A 17776-nucleotide genomic window follows, 5' to 3' on the forward strand; every position below is an offset into this window, starting at 1 on the left:
GGACCCCCTGTCCTCAGAGATTGTCCATCATGCTCAGGGCGGCCGGGCCCATTACTGCCACGAACAGGGTGGGCAGCACGAAGAAGATCAGGGGCACGGTGATCTTGACCGGCACCTGCTGCGCCTTCTCCTCCGCGCGCTGCCGGCGCTTGACCCGCATCTCGGTGGACTGGACCTCGAGCACCTGGGCGACCGGGATGCCGAACGAGTCGGCCTGGACCATGGCGGAGACGAAGCCCTTGATGTCCTCCACGTCGGTCCGGTCACCGAGCCCACGCAGGGCGGTGGCCCGGCCCTGACCCAGCTGCATCTCCTTCAGCACCCGGGCGAACTCCTCGGACAGCGGCCCCTCGAGGTTGCGGGCGACCTGCTGGACGGCGGCGTCGAACCCCAGGCCGGACTCGACGCTGATCCGGAGCAGGTCGACGGCGTCGGGCAGCTCGCGCTGCATCCGCTGGGCGCGGTCGTAGGCGCGCTGGTAGAGGAAGATCTCGGGCACGAAGAAGCCGGCGACCGTGCCGCCTGCGACGACGAGCAGGGTGACCGGCCAGGAGGTGCCGAGGACGAGCGTGACGGCCACGGCGACGACGAACAGGACGATCGCCCCCATCACCTTGCCGGAGACGACCGCGTCGACCGACCACTCCCGGGGGTTGCCGGCCAGGTCCAGCTTGCGACGGATCCGGGTGGCGGAGTCCGCGCCGGACAGTCGACGTCCGGTGGCCAGCGCCCGGCGGCGGAGGGGCACCAGGACCCGTTCGGCGAACGGGGGGTCCGTGTCACCCCGGATCTCCTCCGGGGCGGCGTTCAGCGCCTCGAGGTACGCCACGGACCGGTCGACCCCGACCAGCGGACGGGGCCCGCCGAGGGCCGCGGCGACCAGGACCAGGGCGCCGACGACGAGCAGGCAGCCCAGCAGCAGGAGCAGCACCTCAGACCTCCACCTTCACGAGCTTGCTCATCCAGAAGATCCCGAGCGACAACCACACCGCGGCGCCGATCAGGATCACGAGTCCGCGCGGGTCGGTGAAGAGCACCATCACGTACTCCCGGTTGGCCATCAGCAGGTAGAGCATGAAGCCCGGGGGCAGCACGGCCAGCACCACGGCGGACAGCTTGCCCTCGGCCGCGAGGGCCGACACCTGGCGCCGGATGTACTCCCGCTCGCGCATCGTGGCAGCCACGGTGTCGAGCAGCTCGGCGAGGTTGCCGCCGACCTGGCGCTGGATCCGGATCGCCATCACGACCCAGGCGAAGTCCTTGGACTCGTAGCGCTTCGCGACGCCGTCGAGCGCGTCCTCCAACGGCACCCCGAGCCGCGTCTCGACCAGCACCCGCTTGAACTCGGTGGCGATCACCTCGACGCCGTCGCGGACCACGGTGTCGATGGACTGGGCCAGGGACAGCCCGGCCGAGAGCGAGCCGGAGATCAGCTGCAGCGTCTCGGGCAGCGCCCGGTCGAACGCCTTGCGGCGCCGTCCGGCCTTCAACCCGAGGAAGACCCAGGGCAGCACCACCCCGAGCAGGAGCCCGACCAGGAGCAGCACCGGCCCGCCGAGCACGACCCCGACGACCGCGGACACCAGCGCGATGCCGACGTGCACCACCAGCCACTCCTGGGCCTTCAGCCCGCTGCCGGCGCGCTCGAGCTTGTGGGCGATCCGGCCCTCGAGGGAGCCGGTGCTGCTCAGCAGCCGGGCGGCCGCCGCGCCGGCCTGCTGACGGAGCGGCTCCCTGGCGGGCCCGGCCTCGACGGTCGGCGCGCCTCCGCGGCGGGAGGCGGCGACCCAGCGGTCCAGGCGGTCGCCGGCGCTCGGGTTGCCGGCCGCGGCCGGGACGAGGGCGACGGCCACGCCGAGCAGCCCGAGGCCCAGGAGGACGACGGCCGGCAGCAGCACCCCGGCCGGCACCTGCGGCAGCAGGGAGCGCTCCACCACCGGTCCGCCGGAGGTGCTCGCGGGGACGGCGGCCGGGTGCGACACCGGCACGAAGGACGACGCGACGACGTCGCCGGCAGGGGAGGGGAAGGTGACCGCGACGGTGGCCCGCTGCTCGGTCACCTCCGCCGGCACGACGACGTCGACCAGCACCTGGCGCTCGAGGATCGCGGCCTGCTCGTCGAAGGTCGCGGCTAGGGCAGCGCTGCTGGCCTCGACCACGGAGCCGCGCCCGGCCGCGGCGATCTCCGCGAGGGCGTCGCCGCCGGCGTCGCCGCCGGCGTCGCCACCGGCGTCACCGCGCTCGAGCGCCACCACGTCGACGTGCACTCCGGAGTCCTCGACGGCCCTGACGACGTCCTCGAGCGGGGTGCCGCTGGTGTCGGCGCCGTCGGAGAGCACGATCGCGGAGCGCTGGCCCCCGGCGCCTGCCAGCTCGACGGCGGTGCGCACGCCCTCGTTCAGCAGGGTCCCGCGCTCCAGCGACAACCCGTCCACGACGGCGCGGGCGGCGTCGCGGTCGGTGCTCGGCTCGAGCAGGACCTCCACCTCCCCTGCGAAGGCGACGACCCCGACGCTGACGTCGTCCGGGACGCCGTCCAGGTAGGTGCGCGCGGCGTCCTGGGCGGCGGCGAACCGCTCCCCGGCCATCGAGTCGCTGACGTCGACCGCCAGCACGCTGGTCCGTCGCACCCCGGCGCCGCCGGCCGCCTCGTCGGCGGGGGAGGCCACCGCCTCCGCGGTGGCACCGTCGACGGTGACCCCGACCCCGGCCAGGTCGACGTCGGCCCCGGCCGGCAGCGAGACCAGCACCGACAGGGCGTCGTCCCCGGGCTCGACGTAGCTGATCACGCCCTGGGCCGGCGCACCCAGGTCCGTGGCCGTCGCGGGCGCGGCCACGAGCGCGAGCACGGCCCCGAGGAGCGCGGTCGGCAGGAGACGGGAGGGCGTAGGCACGTCAGATCCGGTCGCTGTGGAAGAGCATCGGGTCCACCGTCACGTTGGCGTGCGACATCTTCTCCAGGAAGGACGGCCGCAGCCCGGTGGCCCGGAGCGTGCCGAGCGTGCGCCCGCCGAGGTCGAACCCCGCGGAGGTGTCGAAGAGGAAGATGTCCTGGAGCGTGATCACGTCACCCTCCATCCGCTCGACCTCGGTCAGGTGGGTGATCCGGCGGGTGCCGTCCTTGAACCGCGTCTGGTGCACCACCAGGTCCACCGCGGAGGCGACCTGCTCGCGGATCGCCCGGATCGGCAGGTCCATCCCGGCCATCAGCACCATCGTCTCCATCCGCGACAGCGTGTCGCGCGGTCCGTTGGAGTGCAGGCTGCAGATGGAGCCGTCGTGGCCGGTGTTCATCGCCTGGAGCATGTCCAGGGCGGAGGAGTCGCGGACCTCGCCGACGATGATCCGGTCCGGCCGCATCCGCAGGCTGTTGCGGACCAGGTCGCGGATGGTCACCGCGCCCTTGCCCTCGATGTTGGAGGGCCGGGACTCCAGGCGTACGACGTGGTCCTGCTTGAGCTGCAGCTCGGCGGCGTCCTCGATGGTGACGATCCGCTCGTCGTGCGGGATGAAGGTCGACAGGACGTTGAGCGTGGTGGTCTTCCCGGCGCCGGTGCTGCCGGAGACGATGATGTTCAGCCGGCCACGGACGCAGGCGTCGAGGAAGTCGGCGGTCTGCGGGGTCAGCGAGCCGAAGCGGATCAGGTCGTCGACCGTCAGCGGGTCGGCGGCGAACTTGCGGATCGTGAGCGCGGAGCCGTCGATCGCCAGGGGCGGCACGACCGCGTTGACCCGGCTGCCGTCGGGCAGGCGGGCGTCGACCATCGGGCTGGACTCGTCGACGCGGCGCCCGATCCGGGACACGATCTTGTCGATCGTGCGGCGCAGGTGGTCCTCGTCGTCGAAGACGGCGTCGGCCGCGACCAGCCGCCCGGACTTCTCCAGCCAGATCGAGTCCGGCCCGTTGACCATGACCTCGGAGACGTCGGGGTCGCGCAGGTACGGCTCGATCGGGCCGTAGCCCAGGATGTCGTCGGTGATGTCCTGCGTGACCCGCTGACGGTCCGAGGCGCTGATCGGCCGGTCCTGGGTCGAGAGCAGGTCCGAGAGCACGCTGCGGACCCGGCGGTCGAGCTCGGCCTCCTCCAGGTCGGCGTCGTAGAGGTGGGGCCCGAGCTGCTGGAGCAGCTCGGCGTGCACCCGGGCCTTGAGCTCCTCGACCGGGTCGCCCTGGCCGGCCTGCGCGCGGCGCTGCTGCAGCCCGCCCCCGGTGCTGGCGGCGGCGGGCGCGGAGGGCGCGGTGGGCGCGGCGGAGGGCGGCGGGACGGCGGGGGTGCTCCGCGGCGTCTCGGCCGCGTGCCGAGGGGCGGCGTCGGCCCGGTCGGCGGGTGCGGCGGGTGCGGCGGGTGCCGGCGCACGCCCGGTGCTGGTGTCGGTGGCCTGCCGCGCGGCGGCGAGGCGGTCGGCGAGGGTGCTCACTCGGCTCACCTCCGTCGCCGGAAGCGGCGTTGGCCGGCGTGCCCGGGATGGTCGGGGCCGGTGCCGCCGGCGGGGCCCGCGGCGGCGTCGGAGGGCCCCGGCACCGGGGTCTCCCCGCCCAGCAGCGTGCGGGCCAGGTCGCGGACGGCCTGGCTGGTCGGGTGGTCGGGTCTCGCGGTGACGATCGGGGTCCCGGTGTTGGTGCTGGCCGCGACGTCCACCGAGGTCGAGATCCGGGCCTCGACGGGTATGCCCAGGATGGCCTCGACCTTCTCGACGTCGATGCCGACGGCGTCGTCGGCCCGGTTGAGCAGCAGGTGCCGGTGGCCGGGGGCGACGTCGAGCAGGTCCATGGTCTCGAGCGCGACCTTGACGTTCTTCAGCGTCGGCACGTCGAGGGTGGTCACCAGGACGCACTCGTCGGTCTCGTCGAGCGCGGTCAGGGTCGCGTCGTCGAAGGCCGGGGCGGTGTCGACGACGACGTGGTCGAAGCTCTCGCGCAGGGTGCGCAGGACGCGGGAGACCAGGGCCGGGGTGATCCGCTCCTTGACGTCGGGGTGCGCCGGCGCGGCGAGGACCATCAGGGAGTCGGCGTGCCGGGTGAGCAGTCCGTCGAGCTGCACGGCGTCCAGGACGGACTCGGCGCCGACGGCCTGCTCGATGGTGTGGGTCGGGAAGAGCTGCATCGTGATCGCGACGTCGCCGAAGCCGAGGTCGAGGTCGACCAGGCAGACGCGGCGGGCGCCCCGGTCGGCCAGCGCGAGGGCGAGGTTGACCGCCAGCGTGGTCTTGCCGACCCCGCCCTTGGGGGAGAAGACGGTCGTCACCGTGCCGGTACGGGTGGCCCCGCCCGGTCCGCGCAGGGCGGTGTGCAGCTGGTGGGCGCGGCGTACGGCCTCGGCCACGGCCTGGTCGTCGTGGGTCTCGACGACGTCGCGCACCCCGGCCCGCATGGCCTGGCTGAGCAGCGGCGCGTCGATCACCTCCCGCACCAGCACGACGCTGACGGTGGGGCGGTCCACCCGCAGCCGCTCGCAGAGGTCGGTGACCAGGGCCAGGGGCACGCCCGGGCCGAGGAGCACGACGTACTCGTCGGGGTGGCGCGCCATCCAGGCGTGCATCCGCTCGACGTCCTCGACGGCCTGCGTGCCCGCGGGCAGCAGCTTGAGCAGCTCGGCGACGCGGGTCGCGTCGGGTTCGACCAGCACGGGCATCAGGTCACGGTCCTGGGGGCAGCGGTGCGCGGGAGGGGGAGGGGGTCACTCGAAGAGGTTCGCGGCATCGACGCCCCCGGTGTCCTCGAGCTCGCCCTCGGCGGGGAGCAGGGCGAAGGAGAGGGTGCCGGCGTCCTGGGCGAAGAGGACCTTCTCGGCCTCCCGCTGCTCGACGGCCAGCGTCAGCAGCGTGTTGGGCAGCTGCTCGGCGGGGACCTGGCCCTCGGCGGCGGTCGCGGCGGCCTGGACCTGGGTGGTGGACCCGGCGCCGATCACCGTGACCCGCGGCAGGAGCATCCGGGTGTAGGCCGCGGTGCCGTCCTCGGGGACAGCGGAGAGGTAGATCGCGACCTCCGAGCCGGGTCGGGTGAAGCTGCCGACGCGGCCCTGGTCGGTGAGGCTGACGGAGATCGCGACCTTGCCGTCGGGCACCGGGAGGGTCGAGGTCGACTCGACCTCGTCGGCGGAGCCGAACTTGACCGGGAGCAGTTGCTCGCCGGGGTAGATCGTGGTCAGCGCGACCTGGCCGGCGAACACCTCGTCGTCGGCGCCGGCGCCCTCGAGCACCTCGTCGACGGTGACGTCCTCGATCGTCACCTTGCCGGCGGCCAGGGCGTCGTCCATGGACTCGCCGCGCTCGATGCGCTGGGCGGCACTCAGCACCTCGACGGTCTGGAACTGCGCCACGGCCCGGTTCTCGGCACCCTGGGCGTAGAGGAAGACCAGGGTGGCCCCGAGGGCGGCGACGACGGCCGCCACGACCAGCAGGATCTTGCGTCGCTCCATGGGTCCCTCCCGGCGCGCGACATCGGCCACCTTCCCCCGGTGGTGCTGACGTCAGGCGCTGCGTGCGGCGCGCGGGACCATCCCGCGGGCGAGGCGAAATCGTGGCACGCAGCGGGACCGGGCCGTGGTGGAATCAGGAAAAAAGCGCTGTCGGGAGGGGCCTGCGGCAGGGTGCCCCTCAGGCCTCGTAGAGGCTCTCGATGGCGTCGCGGTGGCGGCGCAGGACCACCGAGCGGCGCAGCTTCAGGCTGGGCGTCAGGTCGCCGTCCTCCTCGGTCCAGTCCCGCGGCAGCACCCGGAAGCGCTTGACGGACTCGGCCTTGGACACCGCGAGGTTGGCCTCGTCCACGCCGGCCTGCACGTCGGCCAGCAGGGCCGGGTGGGAGACCAGCTTCGCGGGGTCCTTCGACGTGCCGTGCCGCTCGGCCCAGAGCGCGACGGCGTCCGGGTCGAGGGTGACCAGCGCCCCGACGTACGGGCGCCCGTCGCCGACCACGAGGCACTGGCTGACCAGCGGGTGCGCGCGCACCTTGTCCTCGAGCACCGCGGGGGCGACGTTCTTGCCGCCGGCGGTCACGAAGATCTCCCGCTGACGGCCGGTGACCCGGACGAAGCCCTCGTCGTCGACCTCGCCCACGTCGCCGGTGTGCAGCCACCCGTCGGCGGTCAGCACCTCGGCGGTCAGCCCGGGCAGGCCGTGGTAGCCGCGGAAGACCTGGGGCCCGCGCACCAGCAGCTCGCCCTCGTCGGAGATCCGCACGCCGGCACCGGGCAGCGGCCGACCCACGGTGCCGATCCGGGTGGCGTCGGGCTGGTTGACCGTCACCGCGCCGGCGGTCTCGGTGAGGCCGTAGCCCTCGAGCACGCTGATCCCGATGCCGCGGTAGAAGTGGCCGAGCCGCTCGCCCAGCGGCGCGCCGCCGCAGACGGCGTGCCGGCAGCGCCCGCCGAGGGCCTCGTGCAGGCGGGTGCGGACCAGGCGCTGGTACGCCGCGTGCCGGGCGCGGAGCCGGGCCGGCACCCGACCGCGCTCGCGTGCGCGGGACCAGGCGATGGCGGTGTCGGCCGCCTTCTCGAAGACGCGTCCCCGGCCGTCGGCGGCCGCGCGCAGCGAGACGGTGTTGAACAGCTGCTCCAGGACGCGCGGCACGGCCAGCACGAAGGTCGGGCGGACCTGCTGCAGGTCGTCGGTCAGCCGGCGCAGGTCCGAGCCGTGGGCGATCCGGACGCGGGCGCGGACGCACGCCACCTGCACCGAGCGGGCCAGCACGTGCGCGAGCGGGAGGAACAGCAGCGTCGAGGGTCCGTCGTCGTCCTCGTCGTCGGGGTCCGGGGTGCGGTAGAGCTCCGGCAGGCCGTCCAGGCAGGCCTGGGCGCCGGCCATCAGCTGGCCGTGGGTGAGCTCGCAGCCGCGCGGCCGCCCGGTGGTGCCCGAGGTGAACAGGAGCGTGGCCAGGTCGTCGGGCCCGACCGCGGCCCGACGGGCTTCCAGCGCCTCGTCGTCCGGGGCGTCCGGCCCGCGCCCGGCCGTGACCAGTGCGTCGAGCCCGCCGTCGTCGAGCACCCAGGTGTGGCGGGGGACGCCCGTGCCGGCGGCCTCGCGGAGCCGGTCGGCGACAGCGGTGTCGCCGACCACGGCGGCGACGACCGGCGCGTCGGCGAGGACCCGGGCCAGCTGGTCGACCGAGACGGAGTCGTAGAGGGGGACGCTGATGGCCCCGACCCACCACAGCGCGTAGTCGACGACGGTCCACTCCCACCGGGTGCGGGCCGCGATCAGGACCCGGTCGCCGGCGTGGACCCCGGCGGCGAGCAGGCCCCGGGCCACGGCGGCGACCTCGTCGCGGAGGGCGGTGGTGGTGACCTCGTCCCAGGTGCCGTCGGACGCGGTGGTGCGGCGCAGCAGGGCGACCGCGGTCGGCGCCTGGTCGGCGTTGGTCAGCAGGTCGTCGGTGAGGCTGCCGGTGAGCGGCGCGGGGGTGGTCCGGGGGGTGGAGTACTCCCGCACGGCTCCTCCTCGCTGGTCTCGCTGGTCCGGCGCCGCCGCTGGTGGCGGCGGGGGCAGGCTACTGCGCTGCCGGCCGGGGGACGCCATCCGGTGGGACGCCCGGGGCGTCCGGTAGTCTCGCCGATCGTCCGGCACCCCGGTCGCGCCCCGTCGCGACCGCGTGCCCGCGCAGCATCGGAAGGGTGTGAGCATGGCGGAGCAGACCACGTCGTCCCTCGTCGTCGACGCGACGCCCGCCGAGGTCATGGCCGTCATCGCCGACTTCGAGTCGTACCCCGCCTGGGCGACCGGGATGAAGCGCGCCGAGGTCCTCGACCGGGTCGGGGACGGCCCCGCGGCAGGCCGCGCCGACCGGGTCTTCTTCGTCCTCGACGTCTCCCCGATCAAGGACGAGTACACGTTGGCCTACACCTGGGACGGCGACCGGCAGGTCTCCTGGAGCCTGGTCGAGGGCAAGATGCTGCGCTCCCTCGACGGCGCCTACGTCCTGCGCGAGGTCCCCGGCGGCACCGAGGTCACCTACCGCCTCGCCCTGGACGTCTCGATCCCGCTGATCGGGATGCTGAAGCGCAAGGGCGAGAAGATCCTCATCGACACCGCGCTGAAGGGTCTGAAGAAGCGCGTCGAGCAGCTGGCCTGAGCGCCGGAAGCCCAGACACAGGACCAGGGTCAGGACCGATCGTGCGCGTCGTGCTGTTCACCGGCAAGGGTGGCGTGGGCAAGTCCACCGTCGCCGCCGGCACGGCCGCGCTCGCGGCGGCCCGCGGCAGTCGCACCCTCGTGCTCTCCACCGACGCCGCGCACTCCCTGTCCGACGCCTTCGGGGTCCCGGTCGGCCCGGAGCCGACGCCGGTCGCGCCCCACCTGCACGTGCAGCAGGTCGACGCCCAGCGCGGGCTCGAGGAGTCCTGGTCGGTCGTCCAGCGCTACCTGCTCGACGTGCTGCACCTCGCCGGCCTCGACCCGGTCACCGCCGAGGAGCTGACGGTCGTACCGGGCGCCGAGGAGGTCCTGGCCCTGCTCGAGCTGCGCCGCCAGGTGCTGTCGGGGGAGTGGGACGCCGTCGTCGTCGACTGCGCGCCCACCGCCGAGACGCTGCGCCTGCTGGCGCTCCCCGAGGCGCTGGGCTGGTACCTCCGCAAGGTGGTGCCCGCCGACCGGCGCGTCGTGCGCGCCCTCGCACCGCTCCTCAGCCGGGCCACGGGCGTGCCTGCGCCGGACGCCGAGGTCGCCGGTGCCGCCGAGCGGCTGCAGCTGGAGCTGGCCGAGGTGCGCGCCCTGCTGACCGGCCCCGAGGCCTCCGTACGCCTGGTGCTCACCCCGAGTCCGTCGTGCTGGCCGAGGCCCGACGGTCCTGGACGACGCTGTCGCTCTTCGGCTACCGCGTCGACGGCGTCGTGGCCAACCGGGTCTTCCCCGCCGGCCCCGGGGACGCCTGGCGGGAGGGCTGGGTGCGCGCGCAGGAGGGCGTGCTGGCCGAGGCGGAGTCGTCGTTCGAGGGCCTGCCCCTGTGGCGCGCGGGGTACGCGTCGGCCGAGCCCGTCGGCGTCGCCGCGCTGCGTGACCTCGCCTTCAACCTGTACGCCGGTCGCGACCCGCTCGGTGCGGTGACCGCGGCGGCGCCGTTCCGCGTCGAGCGCTGGAGCGGCGGGGCCACCCTGCACCTCTCCCTGCCGTTCGCCGACGCGGACCAGGTCGACCTCGCCCGCAGCGGCGACGACCTCGTCGTCACCGTCGGCGCCTACCGCCGCGTGCTCGCCCTGCCCGGCGTCCTGGCCCGGATGGCGGTCCGGGGTGCCGGCGTCGAGGAGGGCGGTCTGCGCGTGCGGTTCCAGGCGACGGATGCCGGCGCCCGGCCCGGGGTGCGGCCGGCGGCCCCCAGCGAGGCTGCCCCCGAGAGCGCGGTGGCCCGGTGAGCGCGGGACGGGCGGACGGACCCGACGGGCCGTACGGGGAGCCGTACGAGGAGGTCGGGTCGGTCGGCGAGGAGGCGGCGAAGCTGTTCGACGCCTTCTCCGAGATGTTCACCACCGGCCGGACCGAGCAGGCGCCGGGTCCGCAGCAGGGCCCGCAGCAGGGCCCGCAAGAGGGTGCCGGACGGGGCCGGTGGAGCGGGGACGGGCTGGCCGCGCTGGCTGCCGACGCGATGGGTGCCCTGCGCGACGCCGACCTGCACGTCGCGACGGGCGGTGAGGACTGCCGGATCTGCCCGGTCTGCCGCGCGATCCACGCCGTCCGGGAGACCACGCCGGAGGTCCGCTCGCACCTGGTGACGGCGGCCCGGTCGCTGCTGGCCGCGGGCACCGCCCTCGTGGACCAGCTCGACCAGCCCACCGACCCGGAGGCGTCCCCGCCGCCGCGCCCCGCACGCCCGCCCCGGCCACCCGGCCCGGGGGTGGAGCGGATCGACCTCGACCAGCACGACGAGCACGACGATGAGCACGATGAGCACGGGGCCCCCGGGTCCCAGGAGGAGCACCGGTGAGCCTGACCTGCGGCATCGACGTCGGCGGGACCAAGATCGCGGGCGCCGTGGTGGCCGAGGACGGCACCGTCCTGGAGCACCGCCGGGTGGTGTCCCCGGCCGAGGACCCCGAGGCGATCGAGGACGCCATCGTCGGCCTGGTGGCCGACCTCGGCTCACGGCACGCGCTGACCGGGGTCGGGGTCGGCGCCGCCGGCTACATCGACTCCGGGCGCTCGGTGGTCATGTTCGCGCCCAACATCGCCTGGCGCGACCGCGCGCTCCGTGAGGACCTCCAGGAGCGCACGCACCTGCCGGTGGTGGTCGAGAACGACGCCAACGCCGCGGCCTGGGGCGAGTTCGCGTTCGGTGCGGGGAGCGCCTTCGACGACCTCCTGCTGGTCACCGTCGGCACCGGCGTGGGCGGGGGCGTCGTCGTCGACGGCGAGCTCTACCGCGGCGCCTCGGGCGTGGCGGCCGAGATCGGGCACATGCGGGTGGTGCCGGACGGGCTGCCCTGCGGCTGCGGTCGGCACGGCTGCCTCGAGCAGTACGCCTCCGGCCGCGCGCTGCTGCGCCAGACCCGCGAGGCCGCGGCGACCGACCCCGGCGCGGCCGTGCTCGTCGCCGCCGCGGGCGGGGACGCCGAGGCCATCACCGGTCTGGCGATCACCGCCGCGGCCCGGGACGGCGACCCGTTCGCGCTGCGCTGCCTGGCCGGGCTCGGCCGCTGGCTCGGCGAGGGCATCGCGTCGATCTGCGCCGTCCTCGACCCCGGGGTCGTGGTGATCGGCGGTGGCGTCAGCGAGGCCGGCGACCTGCTGCTCGACCCGACCCGCGCCGCCTTCGCCGACCAGGTCATCGGCACCGGCTACCGCCCGCTGCCGCAGATCGTGCAGGCCACCCTCGGCAACGACGCCGGCGTCATCGGCGCCGCCGACCTGGCCCGGCGCTGACCCCGGTGGCGGCCGCGGTGGCGGCCCCGGTGACGGCCGACCCGGGCCGGGGGCTCGTCGTCGGCATCGACGTCGGCGGCACCAAGGTGCTCGGGGTCGAGACCGACGACCACGGGCGGGTCGTGCGGACCGCTCGCACGGCGACCCCGGGGCGTACCGCCACCCCGGGCGAGATCGAGGACGCCCTGTCCCGGGTCCTGGACGAGGTCGCCGACGGGCGACCCGTTGCCGCGGTCGGCGTCTCGGCGGCGGCGCTGGTCGGGCCGGACGGCGTGGTCCGCTTCGCCACCCACCTGCCCTGGCGCGAGCAGCCGGTGCACGCCCAGCTGGAGCAGCGCTGGCAGGTGCCGGTCGCACTCGAGAACGACGCGAGCTGCGCCCTGCTGGCCGAGCAGGCCCACGGCGCCGCCCGCGGCGTCGACGACGTCGTGATGATCACCGTCGGCACCGGTATCGGCGGTGCGATCAGCATCGGTGGCCGGCTGGTCCGAGGGCGCCAGGGCATGGCCGGCGAGCTCGGTCACCAGCAGGTCGTGCCGCAGGGCCTGCCGTGCGAGTGCGGGTTGCGCGGCTGCTGGGAGCAGTACGCCAGCGGCAACGCGCTGGTGCGGCTGGTCGCCCACACCCGGCCCGACCTGACCGCGGGCCCCGACGTCACCGCGGCCGCCCGCGCCGGGGACGGCTCGGCGCGCCAGGCGTTCGCCTCGGTGGGGGAGTGGCTCGGCGTCGGCACCGCCTCGTTGATCGCCGTGCTCGACCCTGCGCTGGTCCTGGTCGGCGGCGGGGTCTCGGAGGTCGGGGACCTCCTCCTCGGCCCCGCCCGGGTCGCGATGCGCCGCGCCCTCTACGCCGGCGACCACCGCGAGGTGCCGCCGATGGTGCAGGCCACGATGGGCCCCCACGCCGGCGCGATCGGCGCCGCCTGGCTGGCGACGGGACTCGACCGGCGGTAGGCGGCGCTCGGCTCCGGTGGTCGAGGAGCGAGCGCAGCGCCTCGGTGGTCGAGGGGCGAGCGCAGCGAGCGTCTCGAGACCGTCACTAAATCCTGTTAACGAACCTTTGATCGAATGTATCCGTGCTGGGCGGGCATAACCACCCCTGACCTGTGGAAACACCCCAGGACTGTCGGTGGCGAGTGCTTGGATTGATCCATGGCCACCACCAAGGACACCACCACCGCACACCCCGTGCCGGCCGGTGTCCGCGCCCTGTCGGCGAGCGTGACGGCGTTGGCGGAGCGGCCCCTGTTCGCGTTGGATGCCGCCACCACCCGCGACACCATCCAGTCGCTGGCGGTGCTGGAAGCCAAGGTCGCCTCCTTCAAGCTCGCCGTCCTGGCCCACGCTGAGGAGGTCCAGGTCGGCGCTGACACCGGGTGCACCTCCACCGGGGTGTGGGCAGCGAACGCCACCCGGTCGCAGAAGAACGTGTCCGCTGCCCAGGTCAGGCTCGCGACCGCACTCGAGACCCGGTGGACGAAGGTCCGTGACGCGCTCGCGGCCGGTGTCATGAATCCCGACCAGGTCCGCGTGGTCGTGAACGCGTTGGAGGACCTCCCCGACGACCTCGACGCGGGGTTGGTGACACAAGCCGAGGAGGCCCTGGTCGGGTACGCGGTCGAGTTCGATCCCGCCGAGCTGAGGCAGCTGGGGGCGCACATCCCGACCCTGATCGCACCGCAGGTCGGTGAGGAGATCGACCGCAAGAGGCTCGAAGCCGCTGAGGCGAAGGCCGCGCAGAAACGCCGGTTCACGCTGTCGTTCGACGGCCACGGCACCGCGCACGGGCGGTTCACGATCCCCGAAGTCCAAGGGCAGATGCTGCAGAAGCTCCTCCACGGGTTCGCTGCCCCCGGCCACGTGAACTGCACCCCCGACGCTGAGTCCGGGCAGAAACGGGAATGGGTCAAGGGCCGCCCGTCGGCGCAGAAGCTGGGTGAGGCGTTCTGCGAGCTCATCGAGAACTACCCCCGCACAAACGCCCCGAAGCTGGGGCGCACCGACGGCACGTTCATCACGACCACCACCTTCGACCTCCTCACCACCGCATTGGGGACCGCGACGCTCGATGACGGGACCCCGATGACCGCCGCCCAGGCGATGCGCCTGGCGTGCGAGGCACGGATCATCCCCGTCGTCCTCGGCGGCAACGGCGAGGTCCTGCACCAGGGCCGGGCCCGACGCCGGTTCACCGCAGCCCAGACCTACGCCCTGCACGCCCGCGACAAGCACTGCACCGCGAAGGGCTGTGACTGGCCGCCGGGTCTGTGTCACGCCCACCACGACACGTTGTTCTCCGAAGGCGGCCTGACTGACATCGAGGACGGACGCCTGCTCTGCCCCCACCACCACGCCCGGGCCCACGACCCGGCCTACGACATGAAGGTCCACGCCGACAACGAGGTCACCTTCCACCGGCGGACCTAGGCCGACCCAGCTCGGTCGATGGGTGATCTGCACTCACCAGGTGCACGGGGATCACCCATCGACCTGCGGGGGATGGCCTCGAGACGCTCGCTGCGCTCGCCCCTCGACCACCGTGGTTCGGCGCTCGTTCCTCGACCCCCGACCACCGGCGTACCCGGCTGTCCGGAACCGTCACCTCGAGGCGCCGCGAGCGTCATCTCGGCTGTCCGCGAGCGTCATCTCGGCTAGACGCGGGCGCCGTCGTCGTACGGGTCCCGCGGCTCGCGCGGCATCTTCCAGACCAGGTAGACGAACCCGGCGATGAACGCGGCGACCAGTGCCAGCGTGACGACGGTCGGCAGCGCCAGCCCGAGCAGCAGCGAGACCAGCAGCACGGCGGGGGCACCGATCACGCCGGCCCAGGCCGCGCGGCGGTCCGCGGTGGTCGGCGGCACCGGCGGCGGGGCGGGCGGCACGAAGGGGGCGTCCGGGGCCTTGGCCAGGTCGGCGTCGGGGTCGCCGGGTCGGGGCGGCGGGTCGCCACCCTCGCCGGCGCGGGGGGCCGGGCGGTCGAAAGGCTCGAAGAGGCGTCGCAGCCGGGCCGGGTCGGTGCCCGCCGGGTGCTGCTCGGAGCCCGGGGGCCGGGGCGGGCCGGGCTCGTCGAGCGTGGCGCGTTCGCCGAAGTTGGCCACGATCGAGGCCCACGCGGCGTCGTCGTCGGCCGGGGGTCCGGGCGGGGCGGGGTCGGCGTCCGGGCCGATGCTCGTGCCGTCCACCGTGCCGTCCACCGGGTCGTTCGCGTCGGTGGGCTCCTCCGGAGCCGGTCCGGGGTCCTGCGTACCGCCAGCCACGGTGCGAGGCTACGCGACCCACGGGCGGAGCAAGTCCGGGCCCGCTCCGCACCGGTGCCCCGGGCGTCCTCCAGGGACTAGGGTGAGCCCGCTGGACGCCGGACCGGGCCGACGCCGCGCAGACGAGGGAGAGGTGTCGGCTTGTTCTACTGGTTCCTGAAGTGGATCGCGATCGGGCCGCTGCTCCGCATCGTCTTCCGGCCGCAGTCCCACGGCCTCGAGCACGTGCCGACCGAGGGTGCGGCCATCCTGGCCAGCAACCACCTGTCGTACGCCGACTGGCTCTTCATGCCCAACGCCCTGCCGCGGCGGGTCAGCTTCGTGGCCAAGGCGGAGTACTTCACCGGCCGCGGGGTCAAGGGCTGGCTCCAGAAGACCTTCTTCTCGGGGGCCGGCCAGATCCCGATCGACCGCGGCGGCCGGGACGCCGCCGAGGGCGCGATGCTCTCCGCGAGGAGGGTGCTGGAGCGGGGGAGCTGTTCGGGATCTACCCCGAGGGCACCCGCTCGCACGACGGCCGCCTTTACCGCGGCAAGACCGGCGTCGCGCGACTCACGCTGGAGGCCGGCGTGCCGGTGATCCCGGTGGCGGTCGTCGGCACCGACACCGTCGCGCCCCCGGGCAAGAAGTTCGGCGCGATCACCCGCCCGGTCGTCCGCTTCGGCGCCCCGCTGGACTTCTCCCGCTACGCCGGGATGGAGAACGACCGCTACATCCTGCGCTCGATCACCGACGAGATCATGTACGAGATCATGCGCCTGTCCGGGCAGGAGTACGTCGACCAGTACGCCGCCCGCGCCAAGGAGCTCGCCAAGGAGCAGACCAAGGAGCTGGCGAAGGAGCAGGGCCGGGCCAAGGACCGCGCCGGCTCGGCCGACGTCGCCTCCGGGCAGCGCAAGGCGTCCTGACGCCGATGGCCGCCACCCGGGCCGCCGGGGCCGTCGCGGTCGAGGGCCGGCTGCTGCGGGCGCTGGCCGGGCTCCGGCTCGTCGTGCTGCTCAACGCCTGGGGCGTGGGCCTGTGGACCCTCGACGGCGCCGCACGGCCCGCCGGCGTGGTCGCCTGCCTGGTGCTGATGACGGTGTGGACGGGCGTCGCGACCTGGGGGTACGCCTCCCCGGCCCGCCGGGGACCGGTCCTGCTCGGTCTGGACCTGGCGGTCGCCCTCGGGGTCCTGCTGGCCGGGCCGTGGGTCAAGGGCCCTGACTTCGCCGCCACCGTGCCGGGCTTCTGGATCATGGCCGTGCTGTTCGCCTGGGCGATCCACCTGCGTACCGCGGGCGGGCTGGTCGCCGGGGTCGTGCTGGCCGGGGTCGACCTGGCGCTGCGGCCGGACGTGACCCTGACCGTCTACGGCAACGCGTTCCTGCTGGTCGTCGGCGGTCCCGTCGTCGGCTACCTCACCGGGTCCCTGCAGCAGATGGCCGACGAGCGCGACCGGGCCGAGCGGGCGGCGGCGACGGCCGCGGAGCGCGCCCGACTGGCGCGTGCGGTGCACGACGGGACACTGCAGGTGCTGGCGCTGGTGCAGCGGCGGGCCGGCGAGCTCGGCCCGCACGCCACCGACCTGGGCCGGCTGGCCGGTGAGCAGGAGCGCGGGCTGCGTCGCCTGATCCGGGCGCAGGACGCGGTCGCGGCGGGCGGCTCGCCCGGTGCGGGCGGCGACGGGAGCCCGTACGGCCCGTACGGCCCGGACGGGTCGGCCCTGGCTCCCGGGGAGCCGGTCGACGTGGCCGCCCTGCTGGCCTCGCTCGGCGCCCGCCCGGGGGTCGAGGTGGTCCTGCCGGGCGGGGTGGTCCCGGCCCCGCCGGTGACGGCCCACGAGCTGGTCGCGGCCGTGGTGGCCTGCCTCGACAACGTCGCCCGCCACGTCGGCGACGACGCCCGGGCCTGGGTGCTGCTCGAGGACCTCGGCGACGAGGTGGCGGTGTCGGTGCGCGACGAGGGCCCCGGCATCGCCGAGGGGCGCCTCGACGACGCCGCCGCGCAGGGCCGCCTCGGTGTGCGGGAGTCGGTGTGCGGCAGGGTGGCCGACCTGGGGGGCACCGCCACCCTGGACACCGGCCGCCACGGCACGACGTGGCGCCTCGCCGTACCCCGGGAGCACGCGTGACCATCCACACCACCCACCCCTTCGCCGCCGACCCCGACCCCGTACGCCGGCTGCGCGGCCGGCTGGCCTCGGGCGTCACCCTGCTGACCAGCGGCGCCGGCGCCAGCCGGGCGGGGCTGACCGTCACCTCGGTCGTCGTCGCCCACGGCGAGCCGGCCCGGGTGCTCGCCCTGGTCGATCCCGACTCCGACCTCGCCGACACCGTCGCCGAGGTCGGCACCGCCGTGCTCCAGCTGCTCGGCTGGGAGGACCGCGACCTGGCCGAGGCCTTCGCCGGCGCCGCCCCCGCGCCCGGCGGGCTGTTCCGGCAGGCGACCTTCGAGGACACCGCCTGGGGCCCGCGGCTGGCCGGCGACCGCACCTGGGCCGGGCTCCGGCTGGAGTCGACCGACGAGGTCGGGTGGTCGCGCCAGCTGCGGCTGGTCGTGGAGGAGGTTGTGGCCGGGGACGCCGGCCCGGCGCCGCTGCTGCACCACCGCGGCCGCTACCGCCGCCTGGAGGGGGAGACGTCGTGACGGCACCGGAGGCGCAGGCCGACCAGGCCGCGCAGGCCCTGCGGG

16 protein-coding genes and 2 pseudogenes are annotated in these 17776 nt (G+C 74.8%); 11 read left to right on the forward strand and 7 right to left on the reverse strand.

Annotation, left to right across the window (positions count from 1 at the left end):
* Nucleotides 1-13: 13 nt before the first annotated feature.
* The 6 genes from ENKNEFLB_RS07555 to ENKNEFLB_RS07580 form a co-directional block, all read right to left on the reverse strand.
* On the reverse strand, nt 14-931 hold the full coding sequence (locus tag ENKNEFLB_RS07555) for a type II secretion system F family protein (protein WP_214058620.1): 918 nt from the start codon (nt 929-931) through the stop codon (nt 14-16).
* 1 nt (nt 932) lies between these two features.
* On the reverse strand, nt 933-2894 hold the full coding sequence (locus tag ENKNEFLB_RS07560) for a type II secretion system F family protein (RefSeq protein ID WP_214058621.1): 1962 nt from the start codon (nt 2892-2894) through the stop codon (nt 933-935).
* 1 nt (nt 2895) lies between these two features.
* Nucleotides 2896-4419 carry a TadA family conjugal transfer-associated ATPase gene (locus ENKNEFLB_RS07565; RefSeq protein WP_214058622.1) on the reverse strand — a complete coding sequence of 508 codons (1524 nt, stop codon included), beginning with the start codon at nt 4417-4419 and terminating at the stop codon, nt 2896-2898.
* A gap of 5 nt (nt 4420-4424) precedes the next feature.
* Nucleotides 4425-5633: a CpaE/TadZ family protein gene (locus ENKNEFLB_RS07570; RefSeq protein ID WP_214058623.1), complete on the reverse strand. Its 1209-nt coding sequence runs from the start codon at nt 5631-5633 to the stop codon at nt 4425-4427.
* A gap of 45 nt (nt 5634-5678) precedes the next feature.
* Entirely contained in the window at nt 5679-6419 is a 741-nt protein-coding gene (gene cpaB, locus ENKNEFLB_RS07575; RefSeq protein ID WP_214058624.1) for a Flp pilus assembly protein CpaB, read from the reverse strand.
* Between the two features lie 178 nt (nt 6420-6597).
* Entirely contained in the window at nt 6598-8427 is a 1830-nt protein-coding gene (locus tag ENKNEFLB_RS07580) for an AMP-dependent synthetase/ligase (RefSeq protein ID WP_214058625.1), read from the reverse strand.
* Between the two features lie 190 nt (nt 8428-8617).
* Here ENKNEFLB_RS07580 and ENKNEFLB_RS07585 point away from each other — a divergent pair, with 190 nt between their 5' ends.
* The 7 genes and pseudogenes from ENKNEFLB_RS07585 (at nt 8618) to ENKNEFLB_RS07610 (ending at nt 14273) form a co-directional block, all read left to right on the forward strand.
* Nucleotides 8618-9067: an SRPBCC family protein gene (locus tag ENKNEFLB_RS07585; RefSeq protein WP_214058626.1), complete on the forward strand. Its 450-nt coding sequence runs from the start codon at nt 8618-8620 to the stop codon at nt 9065-9067.
* Nucleotides 9068-9141: 74 nt separating this feature from the next.
* Nucleotides 9142-9950 (forward strand): annotated as a pseudogene (locus ENKNEFLB_RS07590) (ArsA family ATPase); the annotation flags it as partial.
* 84 nt (nt 9951-10034) lie between these two features.
* Nucleotides 10035-10343 carry an ArsA family ATPase gene (locus ENKNEFLB_RS22435; protein WP_246535990.1) on the forward strand — a complete coding sequence of 103 codons (309 nt, stop codon included), beginning with the start codon at nt 10035-10037 and terminating at the stop codon, nt 10341-10343.
* Nucleotides 10340-10912, forward strand: coding sequence for a hypothetical protein (locus tag ENKNEFLB_RS07595; protein WP_214058627.1), 573 nt, complete (start codon nt 10340-10342; stop codon nt 10910-10912). Before ENKNEFLB_RS22435 ends, ENKNEFLB_RS07595 begins: the two co-directional genes overlap by 4 nt.
* Nucleotides 10909-11847, forward strand: coding sequence for an ROK family glucokinase (locus ENKNEFLB_RS07600; protein WP_214058628.1), 939 nt, complete (start codon nt 10909-10911; stop codon nt 11845-11847). The genes ENKNEFLB_RS07595 and ENKNEFLB_RS07600 overlap by 4 nt, the downstream gene beginning before the upstream one ends.
* Before the next feature lie 29 nt (nt 11848-11876).
* Nucleotides 11877-12800: an ROK family protein gene (locus ENKNEFLB_RS07605; protein WP_214058629.1), complete on the forward strand. Its 924-nt coding sequence runs from the start codon at nt 11877-11879 to the stop codon at nt 12798-12800.
* A 198-nt stretch (nt 12801-12998) separates the two neighbouring features.
* The gene (locus tag ENKNEFLB_RS07610; RefSeq protein WP_214058630.1) at nt 12999-14273 is read left to right on the forward strand and encodes an HNH endonuclease signature motif containing protein; all 1275 of its coding nucleotides are present in this window, start codon (nt 12999-13001) and stop codon (nt 14271-14273) included.
* Nucleotides 14274-14497: 224 nt separating this feature from the next.
* Here the strand turns inward: ENKNEFLB_RS07610 and ENKNEFLB_RS07615 are convergent, their stop codons facing one another.
* Complete coding sequence (locus ENKNEFLB_RS07615; RefSeq protein ID WP_214058631.1) at nt 14498-15103, reverse strand: hypothetical protein; 606 nt, start codon at nt 15101-15103, stop codon at nt 14498-14500.
* Between the two features lie 225 nt (nt 15104-15328).
* On the opposite strand from ENKNEFLB_RS07615, the pseudogene ENKNEFLB_RS23005 reads away from it, so the two are divergent.
* The 4 genes and pseudogenes from ENKNEFLB_RS23005 to ENKNEFLB_RS07630 all read left to right on the forward strand — a co-directional run.
* Nucleotides 15329-15636 (forward strand): annotated as a pseudogene (locus ENKNEFLB_RS23005) (lysophospholipid acyltransferase family protein); the annotation flags it as partial.
* Between the two features lie 36 nt (nt 15637-15672).
* On the forward strand, nt 15673-16011 hold the full coding sequence (locus ENKNEFLB_RS23010; RefSeq protein WP_338040975.1) for a lysophospholipid acyltransferase family protein: 339 nt from the start codon (nt 15673-15675) through the stop codon (nt 16009-16011).
* Between the two features lie 5 nt (nt 16012-16016).
* Nucleotides 16017-17216 carry a MacS family sensor histidine kinase gene (gene macS / locus ENKNEFLB_RS07625; protein ID WP_214058632.1) on the forward strand — a complete coding sequence of 400 codons (1200 nt, stop codon included), beginning with the start codon at nt 16017-16019 and terminating at the stop codon, nt 17214-17216.
* Complete coding sequence (locus tag ENKNEFLB_RS07630; RefSeq protein WP_214058633.1) at nt 17213-17731, forward strand: flavin reductase family protein; 519 nt, start codon at nt 17213-17215, stop codon at nt 17729-17731. Before macS ends, ENKNEFLB_RS07630 begins: the two co-directional genes overlap by 4 nt.
* Nucleotides 17732-17776 lie beyond the last annotated feature (45 nt).

The organism is Nocardioides aquaticus (genome assembly GCF_018459925.1).
GTDB lineage: Bacteria > Actinomycetota > Actinomycetes > Propionibacteriales > Nocardioidaceae > Nocardioides > Nocardioides aquaticus.

Excerpts from the sequence above, each read along its gene's own strand:
- ENKNEFLB_RS07585 (WP_214058626.1), top strand. The coding sequence starts at position 8,618 with ATGGCGGAGCAGACCACGTCGTCCCTCGTCGTCGACGCGACGCCCGCC.
- ENKNEFLB_RS07610 (WP_214058630.1), top strand. The coding sequence starts at position 12,999 with ATGGCCACCACCAAGGACACCACCACCGCACACCCCGTGCCGGCCGGT.
- macS (WP_214058632.1), top strand. The coding sequence starts at position 16,017 with ATGGCCGCCACCCGGGCCGCCGGGGCCGTCGCGGTCGAGGGCCGGCTG.
- cpaB (WP_214058624.1), bottom strand. The coding sequence starts at position 6,419 with ATGGAGCGACGCAAGATCCTGCTGGTCGTGGCGGCCGTCGTCGCCGCC.
- ENKNEFLB_RS07570 (WP_214058623.1), bottom strand. The coding sequence starts at position 5,633 with ATGCCCGTGCTGGTCGAACCCGACGCGACCCGCGTCGCCGAGCTGCTC.